The organism is Achromobacter pulmonis, assembly GCF_021733725.1.
Taxonomy (GTDB): domain Bacteria; phylum Pseudomonadota; class Gammaproteobacteria; order Burkholderiales; family Burkholderiaceae_B; genus Achromobacter; species Achromobacter pulmonis.
The window spans coordinates 5,442,268-5,468,214 of record NZ_JAIFOT010000001.1 but is presented as its reverse complement, the minus strand read 5'-3'; the positions used below and the strand labels follow the sequence as shown (position 1 = coordinate 5,468,214).

The window sequence follows — 25,947 nt, the reverse complement described above, 5'->3', positions numbered from 1 at the left end:
GGCGCCGCCTCACCCCTTCACCAACCCGCCATCCACGATCAAGTTCTGCCCCGTCACCGCGCGCGCCCACGGGCTGGCGAAGAACAGCACGGCGTCGGCGAACTGTTCGGGCGTGGTCACTTCGCGCAGCGGCGTGCTGGCGGCGATCAGGTCGAACACCGCCGCGGGCGTGGCGGCCGAGGCATCGGTGGTGCGCAGCAGGCCGCCCGACACCATATTGACAGTGATGCCATCGGCGCCCAGTTCATGCGACAGCGTGCGCGTGAACGCCAGCAGCGCGGCCTTGGCGGCGGTGTAGTCGTGATAGGGCACCACCGGGTTCTGGACCAGGTTGGTGCCAACGTTGATGATGCGGCCGCCGCCGGCCGCGCGCATCGATGGCAGCGCGGCCTGGGTGGTGTTGAGGGCGGCGCGCACGCTGCCTTCGAGTTGCGCATGCATGCGCGCCCAGTCGAGCGTATCGGCGTGGGGGCGGGCATCGCCGTCGAACTGGAAGGCGGGCAGGGCGTTGTTGACCACCGTGCTCACCGGCAGGCCGAAGTGCTCGCTGGCGTAGGCCACCAGGGCGGCCACGGCCTCGGCATCGCGCACGTCCGCTTGCACGGCCAGCGCGCGGTCCGGGGTGGTGGCGGCCAGTCCGCGCGCTGCGGTTTCGCTGTTCAGGTAGTTGATGACGACCCGCGCGCCTTCGCGCAGGAAGGCGCGGGCGATGGCCGCGCCCAGGCCGCGGCTGGCGCCGGTGACGATGACGAGTTGCTGGTCCAGCGGGAGGGGGTGACTAGGCATGTTGGTGAATCAGGCGGGAAATCAGGCAGTGAATCGAGTCAAAAAAATGCGGCGGCGCCGGGCGGGCGGCATGAGCCGCAGCGGGGGGCAATGCCGGGGTCACTGTTCCGAGCCGCTGTTGAGCATGCGGCTGCGAGCTTTTTCGATATGGGCGCACATGATGTGGCGGGCGCCCTCGGCGTCCTGGTCGCGGATCAGGCGGTAGATCTGGCGGTGCTCGTCGATGGCGGCGCGGGTGCGCTTCCAGGGTTCGCTGTGGACCAGATGGCGCATCATGTTGACGGCATGGCTGACGTCGTACTCCAGTGATTTGAGGACCTGCACGAAGCGCTGGTTGCCGGTGGCGGCGGCAATCGCGCGGTGGAATCCGTAGTCGTGATGGTGGGCGATGGCGCCGGCGGCATCGGCGGCCTCGTAGCCGGCCAGCATGCGGTCCATCTCGCGCAGGTCGTCGTCGGTGCGGCGCAGGGCGGCCAGGTAGGCGCATTCCGGTTCGATCACCCTGCGCAGTTCCAGGCCCTCCAGGATATGGCCGACGCGGCGCGCCGGATCGACCGCGGGCATGCCGCCCATCAGGTCGGGCTTGGCGCGCACGTAGCTGCCCGAGCCGCGCACCGACTCGACCAACTGGTCTTCGCGCAGCCGGTCCAGCGCCTGGCGCACCACCGGCCGCGACACCTCGAACAGCGCGGCCAGCTCCAGTTCGGTCGGCAGCTTGGCGCCCGGCGCGATCTTGCCGGTGGCGATGGCGTAGAACAGGCTTTCGTAGACGCGCTCGGCGAAGCGTTCGGCGCGCACGTAGCCCAGGCCCGAGGCCACCTCGGCCAGCACGTCCAGTTCCGGCCGCGGCCGGCTGGCCGCGGTCAGCAGCTTGTCCAGTTGCGGGTCGCGCAGTTTGCTCATGGCCTTGCTCCTGTGGCGCTTGCGCCGGGTTTGTTCTGTGTCATGACAAATGCAACCGGGCGTCCCGTGCGAGGCAATGCGCCGGATGGGCGCGACTTCCTAGGGATAACCCGAGTCGGATGAAAGATTTCCTGAAGCTTGGGACGAAAGCTGTCAATCCAATTGACAAATTATGCGCCGCTCCCTTACCTTGAGCGGATTCGCTACACCCTATAACCACACCGCGCGCCATCGACGCCCGGGTGGCGCGATCCGGTTGCCCGGGGCGCGCCAGGAGACCCCCGCATCCGCGCGTTCCGCAACCGGCCGACCGGCCGCTACTTTACTCCGCACATCGTGACTCAGAAGAACTTTATCGCCAATCAATGGGTGCCCGCCGCCAGCGGCGAGACCATCCCCGTCCTGAACCCGTCCGATGGCAAGGCGTTCGACGCCATTGCGCGCTCGGGCGAGGAGGACGTGGACCGCGCCGTGGCCGCCGCGCGCGCGGCCTTCGAGGGCGAGTGGGGCCAGATGGCCCCGGCTGCCCGCAGCCGCCTGTTGATGCGCATCGCCTTCGCGCTGCTCGAGCGCCAGGAGGAACTGGCGCAACTGGAATCCGCGGACACCGGCAAGCCGATCAAGCAGGCGCGCGCCGATGCCGCCGCCGTGGCGCGTTATTTCGAGTTCTACGCCGGCGCGGTCGACAAGCTGCACGGCGAGACCATTCCCTATACCCCCGGCTTCACCGTGCTGACCGTGCGCGAGGCGCATGGGGTGACTGGCCACATCGTGCCGTGGAACTATCCGCTGCAGATCTTCGGCCGCAGCGTCGGCGCGGCGCTGGCCGCGGGCAACGCCTGCGTGGTCAAGCCGGCCGAGGATGCCTGCCTGTCGCTGCTCAAGCTGGCCGAGATCGCCGCCGAAGTCGGCCTGCCGGCCGGCGCGCTGAACATCTGCACCGGCTATGGCCATGAGGCCGGCGCGGCGCTGTCGGCGCATCCCGGCATCGACCACATTTCGTTCACCGGCTCGCCGCAGACCGGCAAGATGGTGGCGCACGCCGCCGCCGAGAACCACGTGCCCGTGACGCTGGAACTGGGCGGCAAGTCGCCGCAGATCGTGTTCGACGACGCCGACCTGGACGCCGCCATGCCGGTGCTGCTGGCCGCCATCATCCAGAACGCGGGGCAGACCTGCTCGGCCGGCAGCCGCGTGCTGATCCAGCGCGGCGTCTACGAACAAGTGCTGGCGCGCCTGGGCGAGGCATTCTCGGCCACCGTCACCGGCCCGGCCGCGCAGGACCTGGATGTGGGGCCGCTGATCAGCGCCCGCCAGCACGACCGCGTGCGCGCGTTCCTGGCCGAGGCCGAAGCCGAGGGCCTGAAGGTCGCCGCGCGCGGCAAGCTCAAGGACGGCGCGCCCGAGGCCGGCTTCTACCAGCCTCCCGTGCTGTTCCGCGACGTGCCGCCCAAGAGCCGCCTGGCGCAGGAAGAAGTGTTCGGCCCGGTGCTGGCCGCCATGGTGTTCGACACCGAGGAAGACGCGCTGGAAATCGCCAACGGCACGCTCTACGGCCTGGTGGCCGGCGTCTGGACCCGCGATGGCGGCCGCCAGCTGCGCCTGGCGCGCAAGCTGCGCGCCGGCCAGGTGTTCGTCAACAACTACGGCGCCGGCGGCGGCGTGGAACTGCCGTTCGGCGGTTCGCGCCAGTCGGGCTATGGCCGTGAAAAGGGCTTCGAGGCGCTGTACGGCTTCACCACCCTGAAGACCATCGCCATCCGCCACTGATCCGGCGGCGGCCGGGCGCCCACCCCCGATGGGGGCGGGCGCCCGGTGGCAAAATATCGGTTACCTTTGACGTTTTGCCAGGGGCGCCACGCCCCGTATCCAGGATCAGCATGTTCACCGGTATTGTTCAAGGCACCGCGAAGATCGCGAAAATCGCGGACCGCGAAGGCCTGCGCACGTTTACGCTGGCGTTTCCCGAGGGCTTCTGCCAGGACCTGGCGATCGGCGCCAGCGTCTCGACCGATGGCGTCTGCCTGACGGTCACCGAAATCCTCGACCCCAACCACGCCACCTTCGATGTCATGCTGCAAAGCCTGGCCATCACCACGCTGGGCAACTACCAGGAAGGCGACCGCGCCAACGTCGAGCGCGCCGCCAAGGATGGCGCCGAGATCGGCGGCCATCCGCTGTCCGGCCACGTCGACTTCACCTCGGAAGTGATTCTGGTGAAGTCGTCGGACACCAATCGCCTGATGCGCTTCAGCATCCCCGAGGCGTTCCGCAAGTATGTGTTCGCCAAGGGCTACATCGCCATCAATGGCGCCAGCCTGACCGTGTCCGAAGTGAACCGCGCCGACGGCTGGTTCGAAGTCTGGCTGATTCCCGAGACCCGCCGCATGACAGTGTTCGAGGACAAGCAGGTGGGCGACCGCGTCAATATCGAGATCGAGCGCAGCACCCAGGTGGTGGTGGACACGGTGCGCGAGACCGTCCAGGAAAGCCTGGGCAAGCTGCAACCGCTGCTGGAAGCCATCCTCAAGGAAAAAGGGCTGACGCTGGAGGATTTCGTCAGCCCGCAGGACAAGCTCAAGTAAGCCGGGTCCGTTCGCGACCTGGACCCACCGCGCCAGCGGCGCCGGCGCATCAGTCGGCTTTTCTTTGCGCCTGCGCCGGCCACGCATTCGCGTGGCCGGCGCGTTTGCGTCAGGATGAGAATGCAGGCCCCAGCGGCTTGATGCGCATGCCCGCCTGCAGGCGGGTCCAGGGCAGGTCGGCGGGATCGGCCTGCATCGGGCCGGGCGCCTTGGCCACCAGGACCTCATGCGCGATGGGCTGGAAGTCGGCGCGGAAATGCACCGAGCTTTTCACCACCAGGATCGCCATCTCCTCGGGCTGCACGCCGCCGACGCGGAACAGGTTGCGGTCCAGCATCTGCGACTTGGTGGCGCTGACCACCACCCGCACGCCGCCCAGCCGCAGGCCGGCCACCGCCTCCAGGTCCACCTCCATGCCGTGCATCATCGGGCCGTCGAAACGCAGCCTGCCGGGCGACAGTGTCTCGACCAGGAATTCGCCTTCGAACGGCGCGTCGCCGGCCACGCCGGACTGGCCGCCCAGGCGCAGCCGCACCTTGTTGCCCACGCCAGCAGCGGTGGCCTGGCGCACTGCATCGGGGTCGTAGAACAGGCCCAGCGCGGCGTTCTGCGCGTCGGCCTCGACCAGCGCGCGCAGCATGCCGGTGGTGTTGGCGTCCCCGCCCGCGCCCGGATTGTCCTGGGTGTCGGCGATGACTACGGGGCGCGCGGCGCCCACCGCCAGCGCCTGGGCGCGCTCGACGGCGTCGGCCGGCGTCAGGAAGTCGGGCGACCATTGCGGTTCGAGTGCCAGTACGCGCTGATATAGCGCCTCGGTCACGCGTTCGACCGCGGCGGCGTCGGTGCCGTAGGCCCACACCACCGGCCCGCATTCGGGGAAGTCGGCCGCCGGAAAGCCCGGCGCGAATGAGATCGAGGCCACGCCAGGCGTCTGCTCCAGGCGCGCCAGTTCTTCATACACGCCCTGCGACGGCTGCAGCATGGTGCACATGCCGTTGATCGGGATCAGGAAGGGCAGGCGGCGTTCGGCGCGCACCCACTGGTCGCCGGCCGCCACGCGCGCGGCCAGCAGGCGCGCGGCGTGCTCGCCGGTCACCGCCATGTCCACGTGCGGATAGGTGCGGAAGGCGGCCAGGCCGTCGGCCTCGCGCAGCATCCGCGCGGTGACGTTGGCGTGCAGATCGAGGCTGCCGACCACCGGCACGGCCGGGCCGACCAGCGCGCGCACCCGCGCCAGCAGTTCGCCTTCGCCGTCGTCCAGGTGCTCGGCCACCATGGCGCCGTGCAGGTCCAGGTAGATGGCGTCGAAGCCGCCGGCGCGCGCCGCGTCGACGATCTCGCCGGCGATGCGCTCGTAGGCGTCGCGGGTGACGTGGGCCGAGGGGCTGGCGCCGGCCCAGATCACCGTGCGCACGGTGTGGCCCTGCGCCAGCGCGGCGTTGATGAAGCCGCCGGCGGGGATGTTGACCTCGCGCAGCGCCAGCATGTCTTCGCCGCGCACCATGGCGGGAAAGCCCTCGCCGCGCACGAAGTTCTCATAAGCCGCCTTGGACGGCGCGAAGGTATTGGTCTCGTGCTGGAAGCCAGCCACCAGAATATGCATGATCGATTCCTTGGAGCGTCAGGCGCGCGCGGGCGCGGATTGGGCAGGACGATTCACCAGCAGCAGCAGGGCGCCGGCCACCAGCAGGGCGGAGATCGCGTACAGGCCGCCGGCCAGGCTGCCGGTCGATTGCTTGACCCAGCCGATGATGGACGGGCTGAGAAAGCCGCCCAGCAAGCCGATGCTGTTGATCAGCGCGATGCCGCCCGCCGCGGCTTCTCCTTGCAGGTACTGCGACGGAATCGCCCAGAATACCGTGTAGGCGGCCCACATGAAGCCGGTGGCCAAGGTAATGGCCGTCAGGGATAGCGCGAATTGCGTGGGCGCCGCGGTGGCGATGCACAGTGCCACGCCGGCCAGCAGCGCGGGCACCAGCGTGTGCCAGCGGCGTTCCTGCAGGCGGTCGGAACTGCGCGCGAACCACAGCATGAAGACCGCCGCGGCCAGGTAAGGGATGGCCGAGTACAGGCCGATCTGCATGGTGTCCTGGACCCCCGCCAGCTTGAGCAGCGTCGGCAGCCAGAAGCTGACGGCGTAGATGCCGCAGATCAGGCAGAAGTAGGTCAGCGCCATGCCGTAGATGGCCGGATCGCGCAGCACCTGGGCGAAGGCGTGTTTCTTGTGCGCGCCGCGGCTGTCCAGGTCGGCGGCCAGCAGCGCCTTTTCCTCGGCGGTCAGCCAGCGCGCCTCGGCCGGCTTGTCGTCCAGGTAGCGGAAGGCGATGACGCCCAGCAGCACACACGGCAGGCCTTCCAGCAGGAACATCCATTGCCAGCCGTCCAGGCCGTGCGCGCCGGAGAAGGCCGTCATGATCCAGGCCGACACCGGGCCGCCGACGATGCCGCCGATGGGGCCGGCCAGCATCACCACCGCCATCACGCCGGCCATGCGCGACTGCGAGTACCAGTAGGTCAGGTAGAAGATCATGCCGGGGGCGAAACCGGCCTCGAATACGCCCAGCATGAAGCGCAGGACGTAGAAGCTCCATTCGCCCTGCACGAACAGCATCGAGGCCGAGGTCAGGCCCCACAGCACCATGATGCGGCTGATGGTGCGGCGCGCGCCGATGCGCGTCAGCAGCAGGTTGCTGGGCACCTCGAACATCACGTAGCCGAGAAAGAAGATGCCCGCGCCCAGGCCATAGACGGCATCCGAGATGCCGATGTCCTGCTGCATCTGCAGCTTGGCGAAGCCGATGTTGATGCGGTCCAGGTAGGCGAACACATAACAGAGCAGCAGGAACGGCAGCAGGCGCCAGGTGATCTTGCGGTAGAGCGGAGCCAGGCGCGGGTCGGCGCCTGGCGTGGCCTGATGGGGCATTGCGTGTCTCCTCGCGGGCGAGTCTGCGCCCGCCGCGGTGGTTGGGGTGGCGGCGGAACCGGGGGGGGTCCGCGCGGCGTCCATATTGCGAGCACGCAGTGTTCGAAACAATGACCTAAGTGATAAATTATCGTTGCCTTCAGGGCAACGAAAAGAGCAGCACAAAACACAGGGGGAAACCATGGCGGAAATCAGCCAGGCGCGGCTGAAGTACTTCAACGAGGTGGTGGCCTGCGGCTCGATCCGCGGCGCGGCCGACAAGCTCGGCACCGCGCCGTCGGTCATCAGCCGCCAGATTCAATTGCTGGAAAAGGAACTGGGCGTGGCGCTGTTCGAGCGCCGCGCGCGCGGCCTGACGCCGACCGAGGCCGCCGACATGCTGCTGGAGTATCACCGCGCCTGCCGCGCCCAGCAGGAACACCTGAACACGCGCCTGCAGGAATTGCGAGGCATGCGGCGCGGCAACGTCCGCCTGATGATCAGCGAAGGCTTCATCGACAGCCTGATGGAGCGCGTGGTCGGGCCATTCTGCATCGAGCATCCGTGCATCGACCTGAGCGTCAATGTCGGTTCGGTCAATGAAGTGGTCGAGGCCGTGGCCACGGATGCGGCGCACATTGGCCTGGCCTACAACCCGCCCGTGGATCCGCGCCTGCGCTGCCGCGTCAGCCGCAAGCATCCGGTCTGCCTGCTGGCGGTGCCGGGCCATGCACTGGCGCGGCGCCGCGCGCCGCTGACGATCGCCGACATTCTGCCGTATCCGTTCGCGCTGATGTCCGCGCCTTATGGCTTGCGCCAGGCGGTCGATCTGCTCGAATTCACCGAGCGCATCCATCTCACGCCCAGCCTGACCACCAACTCGCTGCGCGTGCTCAAGCAGTACGCGATCAGCGGCGCCGGGGTGACGCTGATGCCGAACCTGGGCGTGCACCATGAATTGGCCAGCGGTGAATTGGTGGCGCTGCCGATCGCGCATCCGATCCTGAGTTCGCCCGAATGCCAGGTGCTGCTGCGGCTCGGGCGGCCGCTGTCATCGGCCGCCAACGAGGTGGTACGGCGCATCGAGCAGCGCCTGCCGGCGTTCGCGGCGCCGTGACGGCGTCATGTCCGGGGCGGGGCGAGCGCGCGCCGGCGGGGGGATCGTGGCGAGGCGCGGCGCCGGCGCATTTCGTTACCGATACGGAAGGGCTTGGCGTTTTGAATCCAGCATTCATGCGCTTTTTCAGGCATTTTCTGTTCTGGAGCCAATGTGCAAGCCATTCTTTATTTGAAACCGCCGTGTAACGGGCGCTTCGGGGCGGTTACAGCTACAATGGGCGCACTTTCGGAGGTTTCTATGTCGGTAATATCCGATATCAAAATACGCCCCCTGGAGCGCGGCGACCTGCACTTCGTGCACAAGATCAACAATAACGACGTCATCATGCGTTATTGGTTCGAAGAGCCTTACGAGGCCTACGACGAACTGGTCGCCCTCTATGACCGCCACCTGCACGACCAGAACGAGCGGCGTTTCATCATCGAGCACGATACCGGCCAGCCGGCCGGCCTGGTGGAACTGGTGGAAATCGACTACATCCACCGTCGCGCCGAATTCCAGATCATCATCGCGCCCAGCTACCAGGGGCGCGGCTACGCCAAGGCCGCCACGCGCATCGCGGTGGGCTACGCCTTTCGCGTGTTGAACCTGCACAAGGTCTACCTGGTGGTGGACAAGGACAACCGCGCCGCCGTGCACGTCTACGAGCGCTGTGGTTTCCAGATCGAAGGGCTGCTCAAGGAAGAGTTCTTTTCCAACGGCACTTATCGCGACGCCTACCGCATGGCGCTGCTGCAGCACGACCACCTGCGCGACGTCGGCCCGGGCGCGCCGGACGCGCCGGTGCTGCGCGACTGGCCGCAGGAAGAACAGACCGGCTGACAACTGCGCGATGCACCGCCGTTGCCCGCGCGAGGCCGCATCGGCCTTGCCCATCGGCATGGCGACTGGCCGGCGCGCAAACGGCAACGCCCCGCGGGGAAGTTCCCCGCGGGGCGTTTCTCATGATGGCGCCGGGTTCAGGCGGCCTGCGGCGCGGCCCGCAGCAGGCGCAAGCCATTGGCCACCACCAGCAGACTGGCGCCGACGTCGGCGAACACCGCCATCCATAGCGTGGCGTGGCCGGTCATGGCCAGCGCCAGGAACACCACCTTGATGCCGAGCGCCAGCGCGATGTTCTGCACCAGCACGCGGTGGGTGGCGCGCGACAGGCGCAGGAAGGTGCCGATCTTGCGCAGGTCGTCGTCCATCAGCGCCACGTCGGCCGTCTCGATGGCGGTGCCGGTGCCGGCCGCGCCCATGGCGAAGCCGATGTCGGCGCGGGCCAGGGCCGGGGCGTCGTTGATGCCGTCGCCGACCATGCCGACCATGTCCGAGGGCGCCAGCTTGCTTTCGATGGCGGCCAGCTTGTCTTCCGGCAGTTGGTCGCCGCGCGCTTCGTCGATGCCGACCTGACGCGCGATGGCCTGCGCGGTGGGCGTGTTGTCGCCGGTCAGCATCAGGGTGCGCACGCCCAGCGCGTGCAGGTCGGCGATGGCGGCCGCGCTGGTGGGCTTGACCGTGTCGGCCACCGCCGCCAGCGCCAGCACGCGCTGGCCGTCGCTGAGCGCGATGGCGCTCTTGCCCTGTTGTTCCAGTTCGTCGAAACGGGCTTCCAGCCTGGGGCTGGAGACGCCCAGCTCTCGCATCAGGCGGCGGTTGCCGAGCTGCAGCACCGTGCCGTCGATCCTGCCGCTGACGCCGCGGCCGGGCAGGGCGGTGAAGTCGTCCACCTCCAGCAGCGTCTGGCCGGCATCGCGCGCGGCGTTGGCCACGGCCAGCGACACTGGGTGGTCGGAGCGGCCCGCCAGGCTGGCGGCCAGCAGCGCCGCGGGCTGGCGCGTCAGGTCGGAGACGTCCCAGTCCTGCAGGTCAGTCTGCACCGGCTTGCCGTGGGTCAGGGTGCCGGTCTTGTCCAGCGCCAGCCACTTCAGGTTGCGACCTTCTTCCAGGTACACGCCGCCCTTGACCAGAATGCCGCGGCGCGAGGCCGCCGTCAGGCCGCTGACGATGCTGACCGGCGTGGAGATCACCAGGGCGCAGGGGCAGGCGATGATCAGCAGCGCCAGCGCGCGGTAGATCGCATCGAACCAGGGCTGGCCCCACAGCAGCGGCGGCACCACCGCCACCAGCACGGCCACGCCGACCACGGCGGGCGTGTAGATGCGCGAGAAGCGGTCGATGAAGCGCTGGGTCGGGGCGCGCGCGCCCTGGGCCTGTTCGACGGCGTGGATGATGCGCGCCAGCGTGGTGTTGCCGGCCGCCGCGGTGACGCGGTAGTCGAACGAGCCGGCCGCGTTGACGGTGGCCGCGTACACCGGGTCGCCCTCGGCCTTTTCGACCGGCAGGCTTTCGCCGGTGATGGGGGCCTGGTCGACCGTCGAGCGGCCTCTGACGATGACGCCATCGGCGGCGATGCGCTCGCCTGGCCGCACGCGGACCACGTCGTCGACCTGCAATTGCGCCGCCGGCAGCGCCTGCCAGCTGCCATCGGCCTGGCGCACGGTGGCGGTTTCGGGCGCCAGGTCGAGCAGGCCGCGGATGGCGTTGCGGGCGCGGTCCAGCGAACGCGCCTCGATCAATTCGGCCACGTTGAACAGGAACATCACCATGGCCGCTTCCGGCCACTGGCCGATCAGCACCGCACCGGTGACGGCGATGCTCATCAGTGCGTTGATGTTCAGGTTGCCGTTGCGCACGGCGATCCAGCCCTTGCGGTAAGTGCTGATGCCGCAGGCCAAAATGGCGGCCAGCGCCAGCGCGGCGGTGACGCCCCAGTGCATGCCGGCGAAGTGCGCGGCCTCGGACAGCCCGGCGAGCACGCCGGCGCCGCCGATGGCCCACCAGTTCACGGGCGCGGCGGCCGGGGCCGGCGCGCGCGGCGCATCCTCGGCCAGGGGTTCGGGCGTCATGCCCAGCGACGTGATGGCCGCCGTGATGCGCTCCAGCGCGCCCTCGGCATGCACGACCGTCAGGATGCGCTGCATCAGGTTGAAGTCCAGCGCGTGCACGCCGTCGACGCTGTCGAGCTTCTTGCGGATCAGCGTTTCTTCGGTGGGGCAGTCCATCTGGCCGATGCGCAGGCGGGCCAGCAACTGGCCAGGACCGGCCTGCAGCATGGCCGCGCCACCCGCGGACATGCGGATGTCGCCGGAAGCATGGCCGCAGCAGGCGGTGCCGGCGTGATCATGCTCGTGGTTGTGGTCGTGGTCGTGGTCGTGGTCGTGCTTGTGATCATCGCCGTGGGCATGGTCATGGCCGCCGTCCTGGCCGACCGCAGCCGGTGGGTGGCCGCCGCAGCAGCCACCGGCCTGGGCGTCGCGGGTGGGGTGTTCGGGGTGTCGGGTCGATGCGCAAGACATTCTCATTGCCTTTTCGTAAGCCATTGAGCGCATTTCACACCTTGGAGTTACTATAGGGTCAACCCCCAAATCCATCGGATGCGTCCGGGAGGCACGATGCGTATCGGCGAATTGGCCACGGCGGCCGGCACCACGGTCGAAACCGTCAGGTATTACGAGAAAGAAGGGCTGCTGCCCGCCCCGGAACGGGGACTGAACAACTACCGCAGCTATGGCCAGCCCCATCTGGAGCGCTTGCGGCTGATCCGCAACTGCCGCGCGCTGGACATGACGCAGGACGAGATCCGCGCCATCCTGTCGCTGGCCGACAATCATCGGGCCGGATGCGGCCCCATCAATGAATTGTTCGACGAGCACATTTCCCACGTGAATGAACGCATTGCCGAGCTGACCCAGTTGAAGACGCAATTGACCGACTTGCGCCAGCGCTGCCTATCGGCGCGGCCCGACGCGGAAGACTGCGGCATCCTGCACGGCCTGTCGGAAATGCAGGTCGAGGAACGCCCGGAGCGCCATACCCACCTGGGTTGAATCCGCCAGTCGCCATGCGCCGGGCAGGGGGATAGCCGTTCCCCCGGCGGCCATGGCGTAATATGAGAACCCTTCTCTTTCCTATTTGGGAAGCCCGCCCATCCCGGTATCCCATTCACGCCTTGCCCCCATGACCCAGACCAATACCATCACCCCGCTGCACGCCATCACCTCGCGCCGTTCCATGAAGTTCCTGCGGGGTCCGGCGCCCAAACCCGCCGAACTGGAACAGATCCTGCAGGCCGCGATGTCGGCGCCCGACCACGGCGCGCTGCGTCCGTGGCGTTTCGTGGTGATCCAGGGCGAGGCCATCGGCAAGCTGGCCGACGTGGCGCTGGAAGCCGTCAAGCGCAGCGGCGATCCGCGCATGACGCCGGAAAAGGAAAAGTCGGTGCGCGAGTGGATGGCGGGCGTGCCGCTGTTCATCGCCGTGGCGCAGAAGATCGCCCACGACAACACCAAGATCCCCGAGACCGAGCAATTGCTGGCCACCGGCTGCGCCACCATGAACATCCTGAACGCCGCCCACATGCTGGGCTATGGCGCGTTCTGGAGCACCGGCATCGGCACCTACGTCGAGGACGTGCAGGCGGCGCTGGGCCTGGATTCGCTGGACTACCGCTTCCTCGGCTTCCTGGCGATCGGCACGCCGGCGTGCGCGGTGCCGCCGGCCAACCGCCCGGACTACCGCGAGTTCGTCACCGAGTGGACCGGTCCGGTCTGAGGCGGGGGCGCCGTCCGCCATGCGAAAACCGGCCGCTGGCCGGTTTTTTCTTGCGGCGCGCGTCGCCTTACCGTTGCGCCCCGATGGGCCGGAAGGCCGCGCGCACGAGTTTCTCCAGGCCCCAGCCCGCGAAATAGAAGAGGGCCAGCGTCGGCAGCCCGATCAACAGGTACCCGCCGACCCACGACAGCTGACCGAGCAGCCGGTCCAGGTTCAGTTCGTGCAGCAGCGCGAGCTGCAAGGCCAATGGCAATTGCAGCAGCACGAAGCGCCCCTTGTCGTCGCCGTCGGCGGACAGCGCGCCGGCGATGCAGAGGACGGCGATGGCAAGGTAAAGCGCGGCAAACACGATGCCGGTCCAGCTGAACCCTTTCGAGGCGGTCAATCCAGGCACGTTGGTTTCCAGGAGAATCGGATGACGCAAGTATAGAGGTCGCCCTGCTGCGGTCCACCGAGGCACGCCGACGTTGCTTGCCGTCCGGCTTCACGGGGCAGGCTTGCGCGGCGATCAATAAATGACAATAATTCTTATTGTTGATTAGCCCGCCCTCCCATTCCCCGCCATGTCCCATCCTGCGCAGCCGACGCCGCACACCGCCGCCCAGCTGTACGAGGCCCATCATCCGTGGCTGCTGGAATGGCTGCGCCGCCGGCTGGGTTGCCGCCAGGATGCCGCCGACCTGGCGCACGACACCTTTGTGCGGGTACTGGCCGGCCGCCCGACCGAGCCGATCCACGAACCTCGCGCGTTCCTGACCACGCTGGCGCAGCGTACGCTGTATACGTTCTGGCGCCGCCGCGAACTCGAGCGCGCCTATCTCGACAGCCTCGAGGCCCTGCCGCATGCCTGCGTTCCCAGTGAAGAGCAGCGCGCGCTGGTGGTCGAGGCCCTGATGCAGATTGACCGGGCCTTGCAGTGCCTGCCGGCGCGCGTTCGCCAGGTCTTCCTCCTGAGCCAGTTGCACGAGCTGACCTATCCGCAGATCGCCGAACGCCTTGGCGTCTCCGCCATCACCGTCAGGCGCAGCATGAAACAGGCCATCACGCTGTGCGTGGCGGCGCGCCTGGCCGCATGAGCGCGCCCGCGCTGCCGGCGGCCATCGAGGCCGCGGTCGACTGGATGGTGCTGCTGTCGTCGGGCGAGGCGGCCGAGGCCGATCGCGCCCGCTTCGAGGCCTGGTTCCGGGCCGATTCCCGCCACGCCGCCGCCTGGGAGATGGTTGCCGGCGCCGTCAAAACCACGTTCGCGCCGCTGAGCGACGGCGCCTCGGTCCAGGCCGCGGGCGCGGCGCTGCTGGCGCCTGTCTCGCGCCGCCGCGCGCTGCGCAATGCCCTGATGCTGGCGCTGGCGGCCGGCGGGCTGGCCGCGCTGGCCGACCGCCAGACGCCGTTGCGGACCCTGGCCGCCGACCTGCGCACCGGGACGGGCGAACGCCACACCTATCCGCTGCCGGACGGCAGCGAGGTCACCCTGAACGCGCGTTCCGCCGTCGACCTGGCGTTCGACGGCCGCGCCCGCGTGCTGCGGCTGCGCGCGGGCGCGGTGTACGTGCGGGTCGCGGCCGACGCCGCGCGGCCCTTCATCGTCGCCAGTCCCGATGGCGACGTGCAGGCGCTGGGCACGGTGTTCGGCGTGGCGCGCGACGAGCAGGGCAGCGTCGCCTGTGTGATCGAGCACAGCGTCGAAGTCCGGGCGGCGGGCCAGCGGCGCGTCCTGGTGGCGGGCGAGGGCGCGCGCTTCGGCGCCGGCGGGATCGACGCGCCGGATGCCGCGCTGGCCGAGACCGCGGCCTGGCACGATGGCATGCTGGTGGTGCGCGACCAGCCGCTGGGCGCGGTGGTGGCGGCGTTGCGGCCCTATCGGCGCGGCTTCCTGCGCATTTCCCCCGAGGCCGCGCGCTTGCGGGTGCTGGGCGCCTTCCCGCTGGACGATACCGATCGCGTTCTGGAATCCCTGCGCCAGACCCTGCCGATCGAGGTCGGCGGGCTGGGCGGCTGGCTCGTCAGCATCGACCTGCGCGCCGATGCCGTCCAAAAAAAATGATCGCTTGCGGTGGGCTCGCTGGACATACCTCCTGAAGCACCCCTTTGTCGCAGGAGATTCCATGTTTCCCGTTCGTCCCGCGCCGCAGCTGGCGGCCGCGTTTCTCATTGCCCTGGCCGCGCCGGCTGGTATCGCCCAGGCCCAGACCGGCGCCCAATCGGGCGCGGCCATGCCGCAACGCTACGATCTGCCCGCCGCGCCGCTGGCCGAGACCCTGACCCGTATCGCGCGCCAGAGCGGCCACGCGGTGTCGGTCGATCCGGCGCTGGTGGCCGGCCGCCAGGCCCTGGCGGTCGCCGGCACCTACACCCCCGAGCAGGCTTTGCGAGAGGCGCTGGCGGGCAGCGGCCTGGAATTGCGCATCACCGCCAATGGCACTTTCAGCGCACGGCCCCTGCCGCAGGCGGGCGGGGCGACCCTGCTGGAGCCGGTGCGCGTGACCGGCGCGGCGGAGTCGACTGGGGGATATGTCAATAAATATATGGACAATTCCGCCAAGTTCGTGGATTCCATTAAAGATACGCCTCGATCCATTACAGTGGTTCCTCAGCAATTGATTCAGGACACGAGTTCGTCTTCACTTAATGAAGCGCTCAAATACGTTCCAGGAATGTCTTTTAAAAGCGGCGATGCCCTTGCCAGACCTGGGGGCGATCATCCCACGCTTCGTGGCTTTGATGCTACAGATGCCATCACGCTTGATGGCGTTCGGAATACAGCTTCTCAGTCCAGGGAATCCTTTGATATTGAAAGTGTTGAAGTCATAAAAGGCCCCGCGGCCATATATAACGGACGAGGGAACGCTGGCGGGAGCATTAATATCGTAGCCAAGAAGCCCTTTTTGGGTAAATCAATCACCAAGACGTCAGCGGGATTGGGTTCCGATAATTATAGGCGTGCGACAATAGATTCCAATATTGACTTGAGAGAAAATGTCGCAGCTCGTGTGAACCTGATGTGGCACGAGAGTGACAAGCCCAAGAGAAATCTTGTGAATTATTCGAGATGGGGTGCGGCGCCATCCGTTCTCATTTCAATAGATGAGAAAACATCGTTGCTGTTGAGTTATTATCATTTGTATTCGAACGATACGCCTGATTATTCCACTCCTTTCGATAAAAAAACAGGCGAAATTCTTGATACGCCCAGGGACTTATTCTACGGCGCTAAAAATCGGGATTACATCATTAATCGCGTGGATACACCGGAGATGGTGTTCAGTCACGAGTTCGGCAATGGCGCGACAGTGAGGAATACAACATTGTATTCCAGGACGGTACAGCAATTCATTGCCACAAGCCCTGCCATATCGAAAGAGGCGGGTGAATCCAATATGCTGTTCCTTCAGGGGAAAAGTGGCGATTTCAGAACCAGGACGTTCAGTAACTTGACGGATTTCACTAAACAGTTCCGCATCGCATCCATGCTTCATAAGATCTCGGCGGGTTTCGAATATACCGTGGAAGAAAACAAGCGCAAAAGCATGATGTTGACGGTAAAAGATCCTTCGGGCAAGGCATGGAACATTCGTTCCCAGCCCAGAGGATTCTCGTGCGCTGCGCAAGGAATGCCAACCTATACGTGCACTCCGGTCGGCGTATGGAATCCGTACAGTCCATGGCTCGGGCAAAAAACCTGGGAGCAGGAGGGAGCCTATCCCGCCACGAGCACAAAAAACAAAACCGTTTCAGGTTATTTATTCGATAGCGTGAATCTGACGGATGATATTACCGTCTCCGTTGGTGGGCGTTATGACTATTATAAGACGCATGTGGATGCGATCGGCAAGCCATCGGATAACGTGAACACCAGTAACTGGCTGTTTAATTACCACGCGGGCATGGTGTGGAATCCTGTTCAGGCAGTAAGCCTGTACGGTTCTTGGAGCACTTCCAGCAATCCCGCCAACTCGGACGCCATTCAGGGTGGTATCGCCGATAAAAATAAAGAAAACTTCAAGCCAGAGAAGTTTACTAACCTCGAGATCGGCGTTAAGTGGTCTCCGTTGTCCGAACAAATGCTGCTTGGCCTTTCGTGGTTCGATACCAAGCAAAAGAACGGCCACTTTGCGGTTGAGCCGAACGTGTCGGAACCAATTGGCGAGCAGGGGGTGAAAGGCATCGAATTCAATGTGGAAGGAAATATTACCGACAGGTGGTCCATATTTGGCGGGTATTCCTGGCTTGATTCGAAAATCACCCGTAGTACTCGATCCTCGGAAATCGGAAATAGAATTCCTTTGGCTCCTGAAAAGGCCGCGACATTGTGGACAAAATATAAACTCACGGAAAAGTTATATGTTGGCGCTGGGGCCGCGTATACAGGGAAAACTTATACGAATACGAAAAACTCTGCGTCGGTCCCTGGGTATGTTACGATGAATGCCATGGCAAAGTATCGAATTAACAATCGATCGATGGTTCAAGTAAATTTGAACAATATTTTTGATGCGAGGCATTACAGCAGTTTGTATCCCAGTTTTGCGAATTATGGGCCGGGGCGCCAGATAATCGGCAGTTTGGAATACTCATTCTAAATGATGGCATAACGTCGGTCAGCGGCTGATGCCAGTCGGTTAAGCGTTGAGCGATAGCCATCCAGGCTGCCAAGGATGCAAAAAAGGAGCGCGAAGTGCGCTCCTTTTTGCATGGTTCGCCGTGGTGCAAGACCTTAACCGATTGGCGTTGAGCCTGCGGTCGGGGTATGTGATACCTGTGCTACTCTGGCTTCCGGCCGTGCATGTTTATCCCTTTGCACAGGCCGACGATGGCAATGTCCGAGGTCACCCCCCCGGGCAGTGTCTTGGTAAGAAGAATGCGCATGACACGATCAAGCGTGGAGACAATTCATGAGCCAATACGGGCCGCTGAAGTTGCACGTCCCCGAGCCTACCGGGCGTCCGGGTTGCAAGACCGACTTTTCCTACCTGCGCCTGTCGCCCCCCGGCGAGGTGCCCAAACCCCCCATTGATGTCGCCGCGATCGATACCGGCAGCCTGGCCTACAGCCTGGTGCGGGTCATCGACGATGACGGCCGCGCGGTCGGCCCGTGGGCGCCGGAGATCAGCGACGAGCTGCTGCGTCTTGGCATGCGCACCATGCTCAAGACGCGCATCTTCGACGGCCGCATGCTGACCGCCCAACGCAAGAAGAAGATCTCCTTCTACATGCAGAGTCTGGGCGAAGAGGCCATCGGCTCGGCCCATGCGCTGGCGCTGGAGCAGGGCGACATGTGTTTCCCGACCTACCGCCAGCAGAGCATCCTGCTGGCGCGCGACGTGTCGCTGGTGACCATGATGTGCCAGCTGATGTCCAACGAGCGCGACCCGCTCAAGGGGCGCCAGCTGCCGGTGATGTATTCCGATCGCGAGAACGGCTTTTTCACCATCTCGGGCAACCTGGCCACGCAGTTCATCCAGGCGGTGGGCTGGGGCATGGCCTCGGCCATCAAGGGCGACACCCGTATCGCGTCCGGCTGGATCGGCGACGGCGCCACCGCCGAGGCGGACTTCCATACGGCGCTGACCTTCGCCCACGTGTACCGCGCGCCGGTGATCCTGAACGTGGTCAACAACCAGTGGGCCATCTCCACCTTCCAGGCCATCGCCGGCGGCGAGGGCGCCACCTTCGCCGGCCGCGGCGTGGGCTGCGGCATCGCCTCGCTGCGGGTGGACGGCAACGATTTCCTGGCGGTGTATTCCGCCTCGCGCTGGGCCGCCGAGCGCGCCCGCCGCAATCTCGGCCCCACCCTGATCGAATGGGTGACCTACCGCGCGGGCCCGCACTCCACCTCCGACGACCCCTCCAAGTACCGCCCCGGCGACGACTGGAGCCACTTCCCGCTGGGCGACCCGATCGAGCGCTTCAAGAAGCACCTGATCCAGCGTGGCCTCTGGTCCGATGCCGAGCACGACGCGGTGCGCGCCGAGCTCGACGCCGAGATCCAGGCGGCGCAGAAGGAAGCGGAAAGCTACGGCACCCTGGTGGACGGCCACGTCCCCAGCGCCGCCAGCATCTTTGAAGACGTCTACAAGGACATGCCGGAGCATCTGCGCCGGCAACGTCAGCAGCTCGGAGTGTGAGTCATGGCTATCGATAACAATGGGGGTCCGGCGTCCGCGCCGATGACCATGATCCAGGCTTTGCGCTCGGCCATGGATGTGATGCTGGAGCGTGACGGCAACGTGGTGGTGTTCGGCCAGGACGTGGGCTATTTCGGCGGCGTGTTCCGCTGCACCGAGGGCCTGCAGGCCAAATACGGCACCTCGCGCGTGTTCGACACGCCGATCTCCGAAGGCGGCATCGTCGGCGTGGCGGTGGGCATGGGCGCCTACGGCCTGCGGCCGGTGTGCGAGATCCAGTTCGCCGATTACTTCTACCCGGCCTCCGATCAGATCGTGTCGGAAGCGGCGCGCCTGCGCTACCGCTCGGTGGGCGAGTTCATCGCGCCCATGACCATCCGCATGCCCTGCGGCGGCGGCATCTACGGCGGCCAGACGCACAGCCAGAGCCCTGAGGCGATGTTCACCCAGGTCTGCGGGCTGCGCACGGTGATGCCGTCCAACCCGTACGACGCCAAGGGCCTGCTGATCGCGTCCATCGAGAACGACGATCCGGTCATCTTCCTGGAGCCCAAGCGGCTGTACAACGGGCCGTTCGACGGCCACCACGACCGTCCCGTGACGCCGTGGACCGGACGCCCGGGCAGCGTGGTGCCGACCGGCTACTACACGGTGCCGCTGGACACCGCCGCCATCGTGCGGCCCGGCAACGCGCTGACGGTGCTGACCTACGGCACCACGGTGCACGTGTCGCTGACCGCGGCCGAGGAAACCGGCATCGACGCCGAGGTCATCGACCTGCGCAGCCTGTGGCCCCTGGACCTGGAAACCATCGTCAACTCGGTCAAGAAGACCGGCCGCTGCGTGGTGGTGCACGAAGCCACGCGCACCTGCGGCTTTGGCGCGGAACTGATCGCGCTGGTGCAGGAACACTGTTTTCATCACCTCGAAGCGCCCGTCGAGCGCGTGACCGGCTGGGACACTCCCTATCCGCACGCACAGGAATGGGCGTACTTCCCCGGCCCGCGCCGGGTCGGCGAAGCGTTCAAACGCGCGATGGAGGTGTGAGATGGGTATTCATGTCATCAAGATGCCCGACATCGGCGAAGGCATCGCCGAGGTCGAACTGGTGGGCTGGCACGTCAAGGTGGGCGACACCGTCGCCGAGGACCAGCCGCTGGCCGACGTCATGACCGACAAGGCCACGGTCGAGATCCCGTCGCCCGTGGTCGGCCGCGTGGTCGCGCTGGGCGGCGAAGTCGGCCAGGTCATGGCCGTGGGCGGCGAACTGATCCGCCTGGAAGTCGAGGGCGAGGGCAACGTCAAGGGCGACGCGGCGCCGCAGAAGCCGCAGGCCGCAGCGCCGGCTCTGGCGCCAGCGGCAAGCGCGCCGGCCGCCGCGCCCGCGCCGGCCAAGGCCGACAAGGCGCCGGCTGGCGGCGTCGCCGGCCAGATCGCCGCGTCGCTCCAGTCGCCCGCCGCTGCGCCATCCGCGCCATCCCGCCCCGCGGCTGCCACGCGCCAGGCCCCCGCCGCGGCGCGCCAGCCGGGCGAGAAACCGCTGGCTTCGCCGGCGGTGCGCAAGCGCGCCTGGGACCTGGGCATCGAGCTGCGTTTCGTGCATGGCAGCGGCCCGGCCGGCCGCGTTCTGCACGAAGACCTGGACGCCTACCTGCAAGGGCAGGGCGCGGCCACGGCCGCGCGCGGCCCGGCCTACGCCGAGCGCAACGACGAGGAGCAGGTGCCGGTGATCGGCCTGCGCCGCAAGATCGCGCAGAAGATGGCCGAATCCAAGCGCCGCATTCCGCACTTCAGCTACGTGGAGGAAATCGACGTCACCGACCTCGAAGACCTGCGCGTCAGCCTGAACGCGAAGTTCGGCGAGTCGCGCGGCAAGCTGACGCTGCTGCCGCTCTTGGCCCGGGCCATGGTGATCGCGCTGCGCGACTTTCCGCAGATCAACGCCCGCTATGACGACGAGGCCGGCCAGGTGACGCGTTACGGCGCAGTGCACATCGGCATCGCCACGCAGAGCGACGGCGGCCTGATGGTGCCGGTGATGCGCCACGCCGAAACCCGCGACCTGTGGTCGATGGCGGCCGAGATCGGCCGGCTGGCGCAGGCGGTGCGCGCCGGCAGCGCCGGGCGCGATGAATTGTCGGGCTCGACCATCACCATCACCAGCCTGGGACCGCTGGGCGGTATCGTCACCACGCCGGTCATCAACCATCCCGAGGTCGGCATCGTGGGCGTGAACCGCATCGTCGAGCGGCCCGCCTTCCGCAATGGCGCCGTGGTGGCGCGCAAGCTGATGAACCTGTCGTCCTCGTTCGACCACCGCGTGGTCGACGGCATGGACGCGGCCCGCTTCATCCAGGCCGTGCGCGCGCTGCTGGAACAACCCGCGCTGCTTTTCGTGGAGTAAGCATGAGCCAGACTACCAAGACGACAACCCTGCTGGTGATCGGCGGCGGACCTGGCGGCTATGTGGCCGCGATCCGCGCCGGGCAACTGGGCGTGCCCACCATCCTGGTCGAAGGCGACCGCCTGGGCGGCACCTGCCTGAACATCGGCTGCATCCCGTCCAAGGCGCTGATCCACGCGGCCGAGGAATTCGACAAGGCGCGCCATTACGCCGGCCAGTCGGCGCTGGGCATCTCGGTGTCGGCGCCCGCCATCGACATCGGCCGCACCGTGGCCTGGAAGGACGGCATCGTCGGCAAGCTGACCGGCGGCGTGGGCGCGCTGCTCAAGAAGAACGGCGTGCAGGTCGTGCACGGCTGGGCCAGCCTGCTGGACGGCAAGACCGCCGAGGTCGAAAGCGCCGACGGCAGCCGCCTGCGCATCCAGTGCGAGCATCTGCTGCTGGCGGCCGGTTCCGAGCCGACGCCGTTGCCGTCGGTGCCGTTCGGCGGCATGGTGGTGTCCTCGACCGAGGCGCTGTCGCCGGCCGACATTCCGAAGAAGCTGGTGGTGGTGGGCGGCGGCTACATCGGCCTGGAGCTGGGGACGGTGTACCGCAAGCTGGGCGCCGAGGTGGCCGTGGTCGAGGCGCAGGACCGCATCCTGCCGACCTACGACGCCGAGCTCACCAAGCCGGTGGCGGCCGCGCTGGCCCGGCTGGGCGTCGAGCTGCACCTGGGCCGCAAGGTGCTGGGGCTCAATGGCGCCGGCACGGCGGTGCGGATCCAGGACGCCAGCGGCGCCGAAACCGCGCTGCCCGCCGACCGGGTGCTGATCGCCGTTGGCCGGCGTCCGCGCACGCAAGGCTGGGGCCTGGAAAACCTGCAGCTGGACCGCAAGGGCAACGCGCTGCGCATCGATGACCAGTGCCGCACTTCCATGCGCGACGTCTGGGCCATTGGCGACATCGCCGGCGAGCCGATGCTGGCGCACCGCGCCATGGCGCAAGGCGAGATGGTGGCCGAGCTGGTGGCGGGCAAGCGCCGCCACTTCCAGCCGGCCGCGATCCCGGCGGTGTGCTTCACCGATCCCGAAGTGGTGGTGGCCGGCCTGTCGCCGGCCGAGGCCGAGGCGGCCGGGCTGGACTGCCTGGCGGCGTCGTTCCCGTTCGCCGCCAACGGCCGCGCCATGACGCTGGAATCCACCGACGGCTTCGTGCGGGTGGTGGCGCGCCGCGACAACCACCTGGTCGTGGGCTGGCAGGCGGTGGGCCGGGGCGTGTCGGAGTTGTCGACGGCCTTCGGCCAGTCGCTCGAAATGGGCGCGACGCTGGAGGATGTGGCGGGCACGATACATGCCCACCCGACCCTGGGCGAGGCGGTGCAGGAAGCCGCGCTCAAGGCGCTGGGGCACGCGCTGCACGTCTGAGCCGGGGCGGTGAATCCGAGGCCGCGGTGGGCGGGCGTCTTGCCCGCCGCCGCGGCTTTTTCCTGTGCGTCCGCTAGCGGCGCGCGTCGATGTAGGGCCGCGCCTGCAGGATGATGATCCGGTCGCCGACCACCGCCCATTCGATGTCCTGGTCGACCTTGCCCAGGCGCTGTTTGACCTGCCGGCCCACGGCGGCCAGGCGCGCGACCAGCGCGTCGTTCAGCACCTGGCGCGCGTCGGGCGCGATCGGCACCTCGCGCACGCCGCCGCTGGCGTCCGCCACCAGTTGCGTGTCCTCGGCCGAGCGGCTCAGCACCTGCACCGCCTTGGACCAGCTGGAATACATCACCTGTTCGGCCTGGCGCTTGCCTTCCACCACCTTGATGCCCAGGCCGCGCTTGGCCGAGAGGTAGGTGACATGGCGGCGGCTGGCGTCGAACGGGTCGCGCGTGATCATGACGCCGGAACTGTCGGACGGCGCCGCCAGTTGCACCAGCACCGCCATCACCACCGCGTCGTGGCCGATGCCGGCCGCGCGCCGCGCCTCGTAGGCGTCGAAGTTGTAGACCGAGGCCCACACCGTCTGTACGGCCTTGGCCAGCGCCTCGGGCTGGGTGACGTTGGGCACCGTGGTGTACAGCCCGGCGCCGCTGAAGCCGGGCAGGTCCTCGGAATTGGACGAACTGCGCACGAATACGCCGCGGCCTTGCAGGCGCGATTGCCACAGCGCGCGCCAGGAATGGGCCTGCGCCGCGTCGGGCGCGGCCTGCATGATGTCCTGGCGCAGCGCCGCCAGTTCCTTGCGGCGCACGTCGGCGTCGGCGATGAAGTCGGGGCGCCGCTCCAGCGCGGCCAGGCGTTGCGCCACGTTCAGCCGCTGCATGAAGGCGGCGTATTGCGCGAACGGGATACAGAAGCCGTCCGGCACGCTGGCGGCCGGCGGCAGGGCCGACCGCAGCGCGCCCAGGTTGGCGGCCTTGACGCCGCAATGGCGGCTGTCGCGCACGGCCAGGGCATCCAGCGGCTGGAGCGCCCGCACGGTCAGGTCCGGCTTGGGCAGCCGCGCGCGCGGCGTGGGCGGCGTCGCCGGCGGTTGGGTGGCGGGCCTGTCGGTGGGACGCACCTGGTAGTCGTTGCCGCTGACCGTCAACGTGACCCACTGGCCGTCGTACTGGCGCAGGGCGCTGGCGGCGTCGCGCACGTAGGCGTTGGGAATGCCCCAGCCCTTGGCCAGCAGGTTGACGTGCGACAGCAGCGTGGACGGGCGCTGCGTGATCAGGCCGGCCACGGGCGGGATGGCGATCGGCAGTTCGTCCAGCACCACGATGTCGTCGCGCTTGAGGTCGGGCGTGGCCTCGACCGAGGCGACGATGCGCAGCCGGCCCTGCGCGCTGCCGGGGTTCAGCGGCAGGAAGGTCTGTTCGCGCAGCAGCGCCTCTTGCGTCACGAACGCCAGCCCCGCGCGGGCGGCGGCCTGCTCGTGCAGGGTCGAGTTGGTCTTGAAGCGCACCGGGGCGTAGAAGCTCTGGGCCACGGTCTCGTCAGCAAGTTTCAGCAGCGCCGGCGTGAGGCGGTCGCCTTCCCAGAACTCGTAGGTGTAGCCCGGCAGGTCGCGCTGCCAGCTCAGGGTGCCGAACAGCAGGCGGCGGTGGGGATCCTTGTATTGCGCGGTCAGCGCCGCCCGGTCCTTGCCCGGCAGCAGGCGCCGCTCGCGCGCGAACGTCTCGTGCAGCCCGTAGCGCGGCGTGTCCAGGTAATAGATGCGGTTATCGCGCTGGCGGTCGATCACGAACAGCACGTGCGGGATTTCCAGCGGCGTGCCGGCGTTGTAGACCCGGGCCAACTGGCGGAAGGCGGCTTCGTTCTCGACCCGGGCCATGAAGGCCGCGCCGCCGCGGCGCGCATCCTCGGCCTTGCGCGCCGCGATCTCGGCGGGCGTCAGCGGGCGGGCCTTGACGGGTTCGATCACGTTTTCGTACGGCGACGGCTTGCGCGCCGTCTGTGCCTGGGCGGTGGGCTGGGCGGCAAGCGCCAGCAGGCAGGCGGCCGCCAGGATGGCCGGACGGGACAGGGGCGACGGGACCCAGGACGCGCGCAGGGCTGGCATGGGGGAGGGGCTGAGTGGAAAAGCGCCCATCATAGCGAACCTGTCCCCGCCGCTTGTGCGAGATCCGCAACGAGGAATGACACGCGGTGACAGGTAATTTGTTCCGCTAAACGTCGCCTAATCCACTGGCATGGCTTGCCAGCGGATACGCTTCGGAAGTCCGTCATGGCAGTAGCTGGCGAGCACAACATTTATGTTTTCTTAGACAACTTTATTGTTTAAGCTTGTCTGTACGCCGCGTGGGCCATGAAATACAGCGAATTCAAAAAATGGCTCGAGCGGCAAGGCGCGGTTTTTGTCGCGCATCGTTCTGGAAGCAGTCATTTCCGGGTCACGTTGAACGGTGTCACGACGATCTTTCCGTACCCTGGTTCCAGGGAAATGGGTAAGCACCTTGAACATGAAATCAAGAAGCAGCTCGGATTGAAATGAAACGACGGATTCAATGCGGTCGACGGCCGGCTCCTGCTTTCTCTTCTTTATACCCAGCTCGGTAACCGGGAGGCTCGAATGCTGACCTATCCGTATACCCTCACGCTTGACTCCAATCGAACGTGGCTCGTGCGGTTTCCTGACATCCCGGAAGCCCTCACAGTAGGCGACGATAAGCGAGAGGCCGGGATCAACGCCCGCGAAGCGCTCGAGGCGGCGCTCGAAATCTACTTCGACGCGCGCCGGCCTATTCCCATGCCGTCTTCCGCGCGTGCGGGGCAGGCGTCGGTGACCTTGCCGGCACTCGTTACCAGCAAAGTGTTCCTGTCCAACGAGATGATCCAGCAAGGGGTGCGCAAGGCGGAGTTGGCTCGCCGCATGGGCGTGCACATGCCGCAAGTGGATCGCCTGCTGGATGTGCGGCACGCATCCCGGATCGAGCAGGTCGAGTCGGCGCTGGAGCAGCTTGGACGGCGTTTGGAGGTTTCGCTCGTCTGACGCCTCCCCCCGTTGTCGCACACAGCGGCGATTCATGAAAAACGGCCCCGGTAATCCGGGGCCGCTGCTTTCCTGCCAGGGAG

At 67.0% G+C, this 25,947-nt stretch carries 22 protein-coding genes; 15 read left to right on the top strand and 7 right to left on the bottom strand.

The window, feature by feature from the left end; translation table 11 throughout:
- Window positions 1-9: 9 nt before the first annotated feature.
- Both K2W61_RS25185 and K2W61_RS25180 read right to left on the bottom strand, forming a co-directional pair.
- Window positions 10-786, bottom strand: coding sequence for a 3-oxoacyl-ACP reductase (locus K2W61_RS25185; protein ID WP_236756774.1), 777 nt, complete (start codon window positions 784-786; stop codon window positions 10-12).
- 99 nt (window positions 787-885) lie between these two features.
- Window positions 886-1,689 (bottom strand): FadR/GntR family transcriptional regulator, encoded by an 804-nt coding sequence (locus K2W61_RS25180; RefSeq protein ID WP_175131836.1) that lies wholly within the window; start codon window positions 1,687-1,689, stop codon window positions 886-888.
- A gap of 333 nt (window positions 1,690-2,022) precedes the next feature.
- Between K2W61_RS25180 and K2W61_RS25175 the strand changes: the two genes are divergently transcribed.
- Entirely contained in the window at window positions 2,023-3,459 is a 1,437-nt protein-coding gene (locus K2W61_RS25175) for an aldehyde dehydrogenase family protein (protein ID WP_236757089.1), read from the top strand.
- A gap of 110 nt (window positions 3,460-3,569) precedes the next feature.
- On the top strand, window positions 3,570-4,274 hold the full coding sequence (locus K2W61_RS25170) for a riboflavin synthase subunit alpha (protein ID WP_175131837.1): 705 nt from the start codon (window positions 3,570-3,572) through the stop codon (window positions 4,272-4,274).
- A gap of 109 nt (window positions 4,275-4,383) precedes the next feature.
- Here K2W61_RS25170 and K2W61_RS25165 read toward each other — a convergent pair whose 3' ends face one another.
- Window positions 4,384-5,877: a M81 family metallopeptidase gene (locus K2W61_RS25165; RefSeq protein WP_175131838.1), complete on the bottom strand. Its 1,494-nt coding sequence runs from the start codon at window positions 5,875-5,877 to the stop codon at window positions 4,384-4,386.
- An 18-nt stretch (window positions 5,878-5,895) separates the two neighbouring features.
- Window positions 5,896-7,197, bottom strand: a complete 1,302-nt coding sequence (locus K2W61_RS25160; RefSeq protein ID WP_236756773.1) for an MFS transporter — start codon at window positions 7,195-7,197, stop codon at window positions 5,896-5,898.
- Window positions 7,198-7,378: 181 nt separating this feature from the next.
- Here K2W61_RS25160 and K2W61_RS25155 point away from each other — a divergent pair, with 181 nt between their 5' ends.
- A complete protein-coding gene (locus K2W61_RS25155) occupies window positions 7,379-8,293 on the top strand; it encodes a LysR family transcriptional regulator (RefSeq protein ID WP_175131840.1) in 915 nt (304 codons plus the stop codon).
- A gap of 240 nt (window positions 8,294-8,533) precedes the next feature.
- Entirely contained in the window at window positions 8,534-9,118 is a 585-nt protein-coding gene (gene speG, locus K2W61_RS25150; RefSeq protein WP_175131841.1) for a spermidine N1-acetyltransferase, read from the top strand.
- A 137-nt stretch (window positions 9,119-9,255) separates the two neighbouring features.
- Here speG and K2W61_RS25145 read toward each other — a convergent pair whose 3' ends face one another.
- Window positions 9,256-11,637, bottom strand: a complete 2,382-nt coding sequence (locus tag K2W61_RS25145; RefSeq protein ID WP_236756772.1) for a heavy metal translocating P-type ATPase — start codon at window positions 11,635-11,637, stop codon at window positions 9,256-9,258.
- Window positions 11,638-11,733: 96 nt separating this feature from the next.
- Between K2W61_RS25145 and cadR the strand changes: the two genes are divergently transcribed.
- Both cadR and K2W61_RS25135 read left to right on the top strand, forming a co-directional pair.
- Window positions 11,734-12,168 carry a Cd(II)/Pb(II)-responsive transcriptional regulator gene (gene cadR, locus K2W61_RS25140; protein ID WP_236756771.1) on the top strand — a complete coding sequence of 145 codons (435 nt, stop codon included), beginning with the start codon at window positions 11,734-11,736 and terminating at the stop codon, window positions 12,166-12,168.
- Between the two features lie 130 nt (window positions 12,169-12,298).
- Window positions 12,299-12,892, top strand: coding sequence for a nitroreductase family protein (locus K2W61_RS25135; protein WP_175131844.1), 594 nt, complete (start codon window positions 12,299-12,301; stop codon window positions 12,890-12,892).
- 67 nt (window positions 12,893-12,959) lie between these two features.
- On the opposite strand, the gene K2W61_RS25130 is transcribed toward K2W61_RS25135, so the two are convergent.
- The gene (locus K2W61_RS25130) at window positions 12,960-13,286 is read right to left on the bottom strand and encodes a hypothetical protein (RefSeq protein ID WP_175131845.1); all 327 of its coding nucleotides are present in this window, start codon (window positions 13,284-13,286) and stop codon (window positions 12,960-12,962) included.
- Between the two features lie 169 nt (window positions 13,287-13,455).
- Between K2W61_RS25130 and K2W61_RS25125 the strand changes: the two genes are divergently transcribed.
- The 7 genes from K2W61_RS25125 to lpdA all read left to right on the top strand — a co-directional run bounded on the left by K2W61_RS25125 (window position 13,456) and on the right by lpdA (window position 22,827).
- On the top strand, window positions 13,456-13,968 hold the full coding sequence (locus K2W61_RS25125) for a sigma-70 family RNA polymerase sigma factor (protein WP_175131846.1): 513 nt from the start codon (window positions 13,456-13,458) through the stop codon (window positions 13,966-13,968).
- Entirely contained in the window at window positions 13,965-14,936 is a 972-nt protein-coding gene (locus tag K2W61_RS25120; RefSeq protein ID WP_236756770.1) for a FecR family protein, read from the top strand. Before K2W61_RS25125 ends, K2W61_RS25120 begins: the two co-directional genes overlap by 4 nt.
- Window positions 14,937-14,997: 61 nt before the next feature.
- Complete coding sequence (locus K2W61_RS25115) at window positions 14,998-17,472, top strand: TonB-dependent siderophore receptor (RefSeq protein ID WP_236756769.1); 2,475 nt, start codon at window positions 14,998-15,000, stop codon at window positions 17,470-17,472.
- Between the two features lie 312 nt (window positions 17,473-17,784).
- Window positions 17,785-19,017, top strand: a complete 1,233-nt coding sequence (locus tag K2W61_RS25110) for a 3-methyl-2-oxobutanoate dehydrogenase (2-methylpropanoyl-transferring) subunit alpha (RefSeq protein ID WP_175131849.1) — start codon at window positions 17,785-17,787, stop codon at window positions 19,015-19,017.
- A gap of 3 nt (window positions 19,018-19,020) precedes the next feature.
- A complete protein-coding gene (locus K2W61_RS25105; protein WP_175131850.1) occupies window positions 19,021-20,064 on the top strand; it encodes an alpha-ketoacid dehydrogenase subunit beta in 1,044 nt (347 codons plus the stop codon).
- A gap of 1 nt (window position 20,065) precedes the next feature.
- Window positions 20,066-21,421, top strand: a complete 1,356-nt coding sequence (locus K2W61_RS25100; protein WP_236756768.1) for a dihydrolipoamide acetyltransferase family protein — start codon at window positions 20,066-20,068, stop codon at window positions 21,419-21,421.
- A gap of 2 nt (window positions 21,422-21,423) precedes the next feature.
- Window positions 21,424-22,827 carry a dihydrolipoyl dehydrogenase gene (gene lpdA, locus K2W61_RS25095; protein WP_175134550.1) on the top strand — a complete coding sequence of 468 codons (1,404 nt, stop codon included), beginning with the start codon at window positions 21,424-21,426 and terminating at the stop codon, window positions 22,825-22,827.
- A gap of 73 nt (window positions 22,828-22,900) precedes the next feature.
- Here the strand turns inward: lpdA and K2W61_RS25090 are convergent, their stop codons facing one another.
- Window positions 22,901-24,934 (bottom strand): PEP/pyruvate-binding domain-containing protein, encoded by a 2,034-nt coding sequence (locus K2W61_RS25090; RefSeq protein WP_236756767.1) that lies wholly within the window; start codon window positions 24,932-24,934, stop codon window positions 22,901-22,903.
- A gap of 246 nt (window positions 24,935-25,180) precedes the next feature.
- Here K2W61_RS25090 and K2W61_RS25085 point away from each other — a divergent pair, with 246 nt between their 5' ends.
- Window positions 25,181-25,366 (top strand): type II toxin-antitoxin system HicA family toxin, encoded by a 186-nt coding sequence (locus tag K2W61_RS25085; RefSeq protein ID WP_175134552.1) that lies wholly within the window; start codon window positions 25,181-25,183, stop codon window positions 25,364-25,366.
- Window positions 25,367-25,444: 78 nt separating this feature from the next.
- Window positions 25,445-25,864 carry a type II toxin-antitoxin system HicB family antitoxin gene (locus K2W61_RS25080; RefSeq protein WP_006394354.1) on the top strand — a complete coding sequence of 140 codons (420 nt, stop codon included), beginning with the start codon at window positions 25,445-25,447 and terminating at the stop codon, window positions 25,862-25,864.
- The last annotated feature ends 83 nt before the right edge of the window (window positions 25,865-25,947 follow it).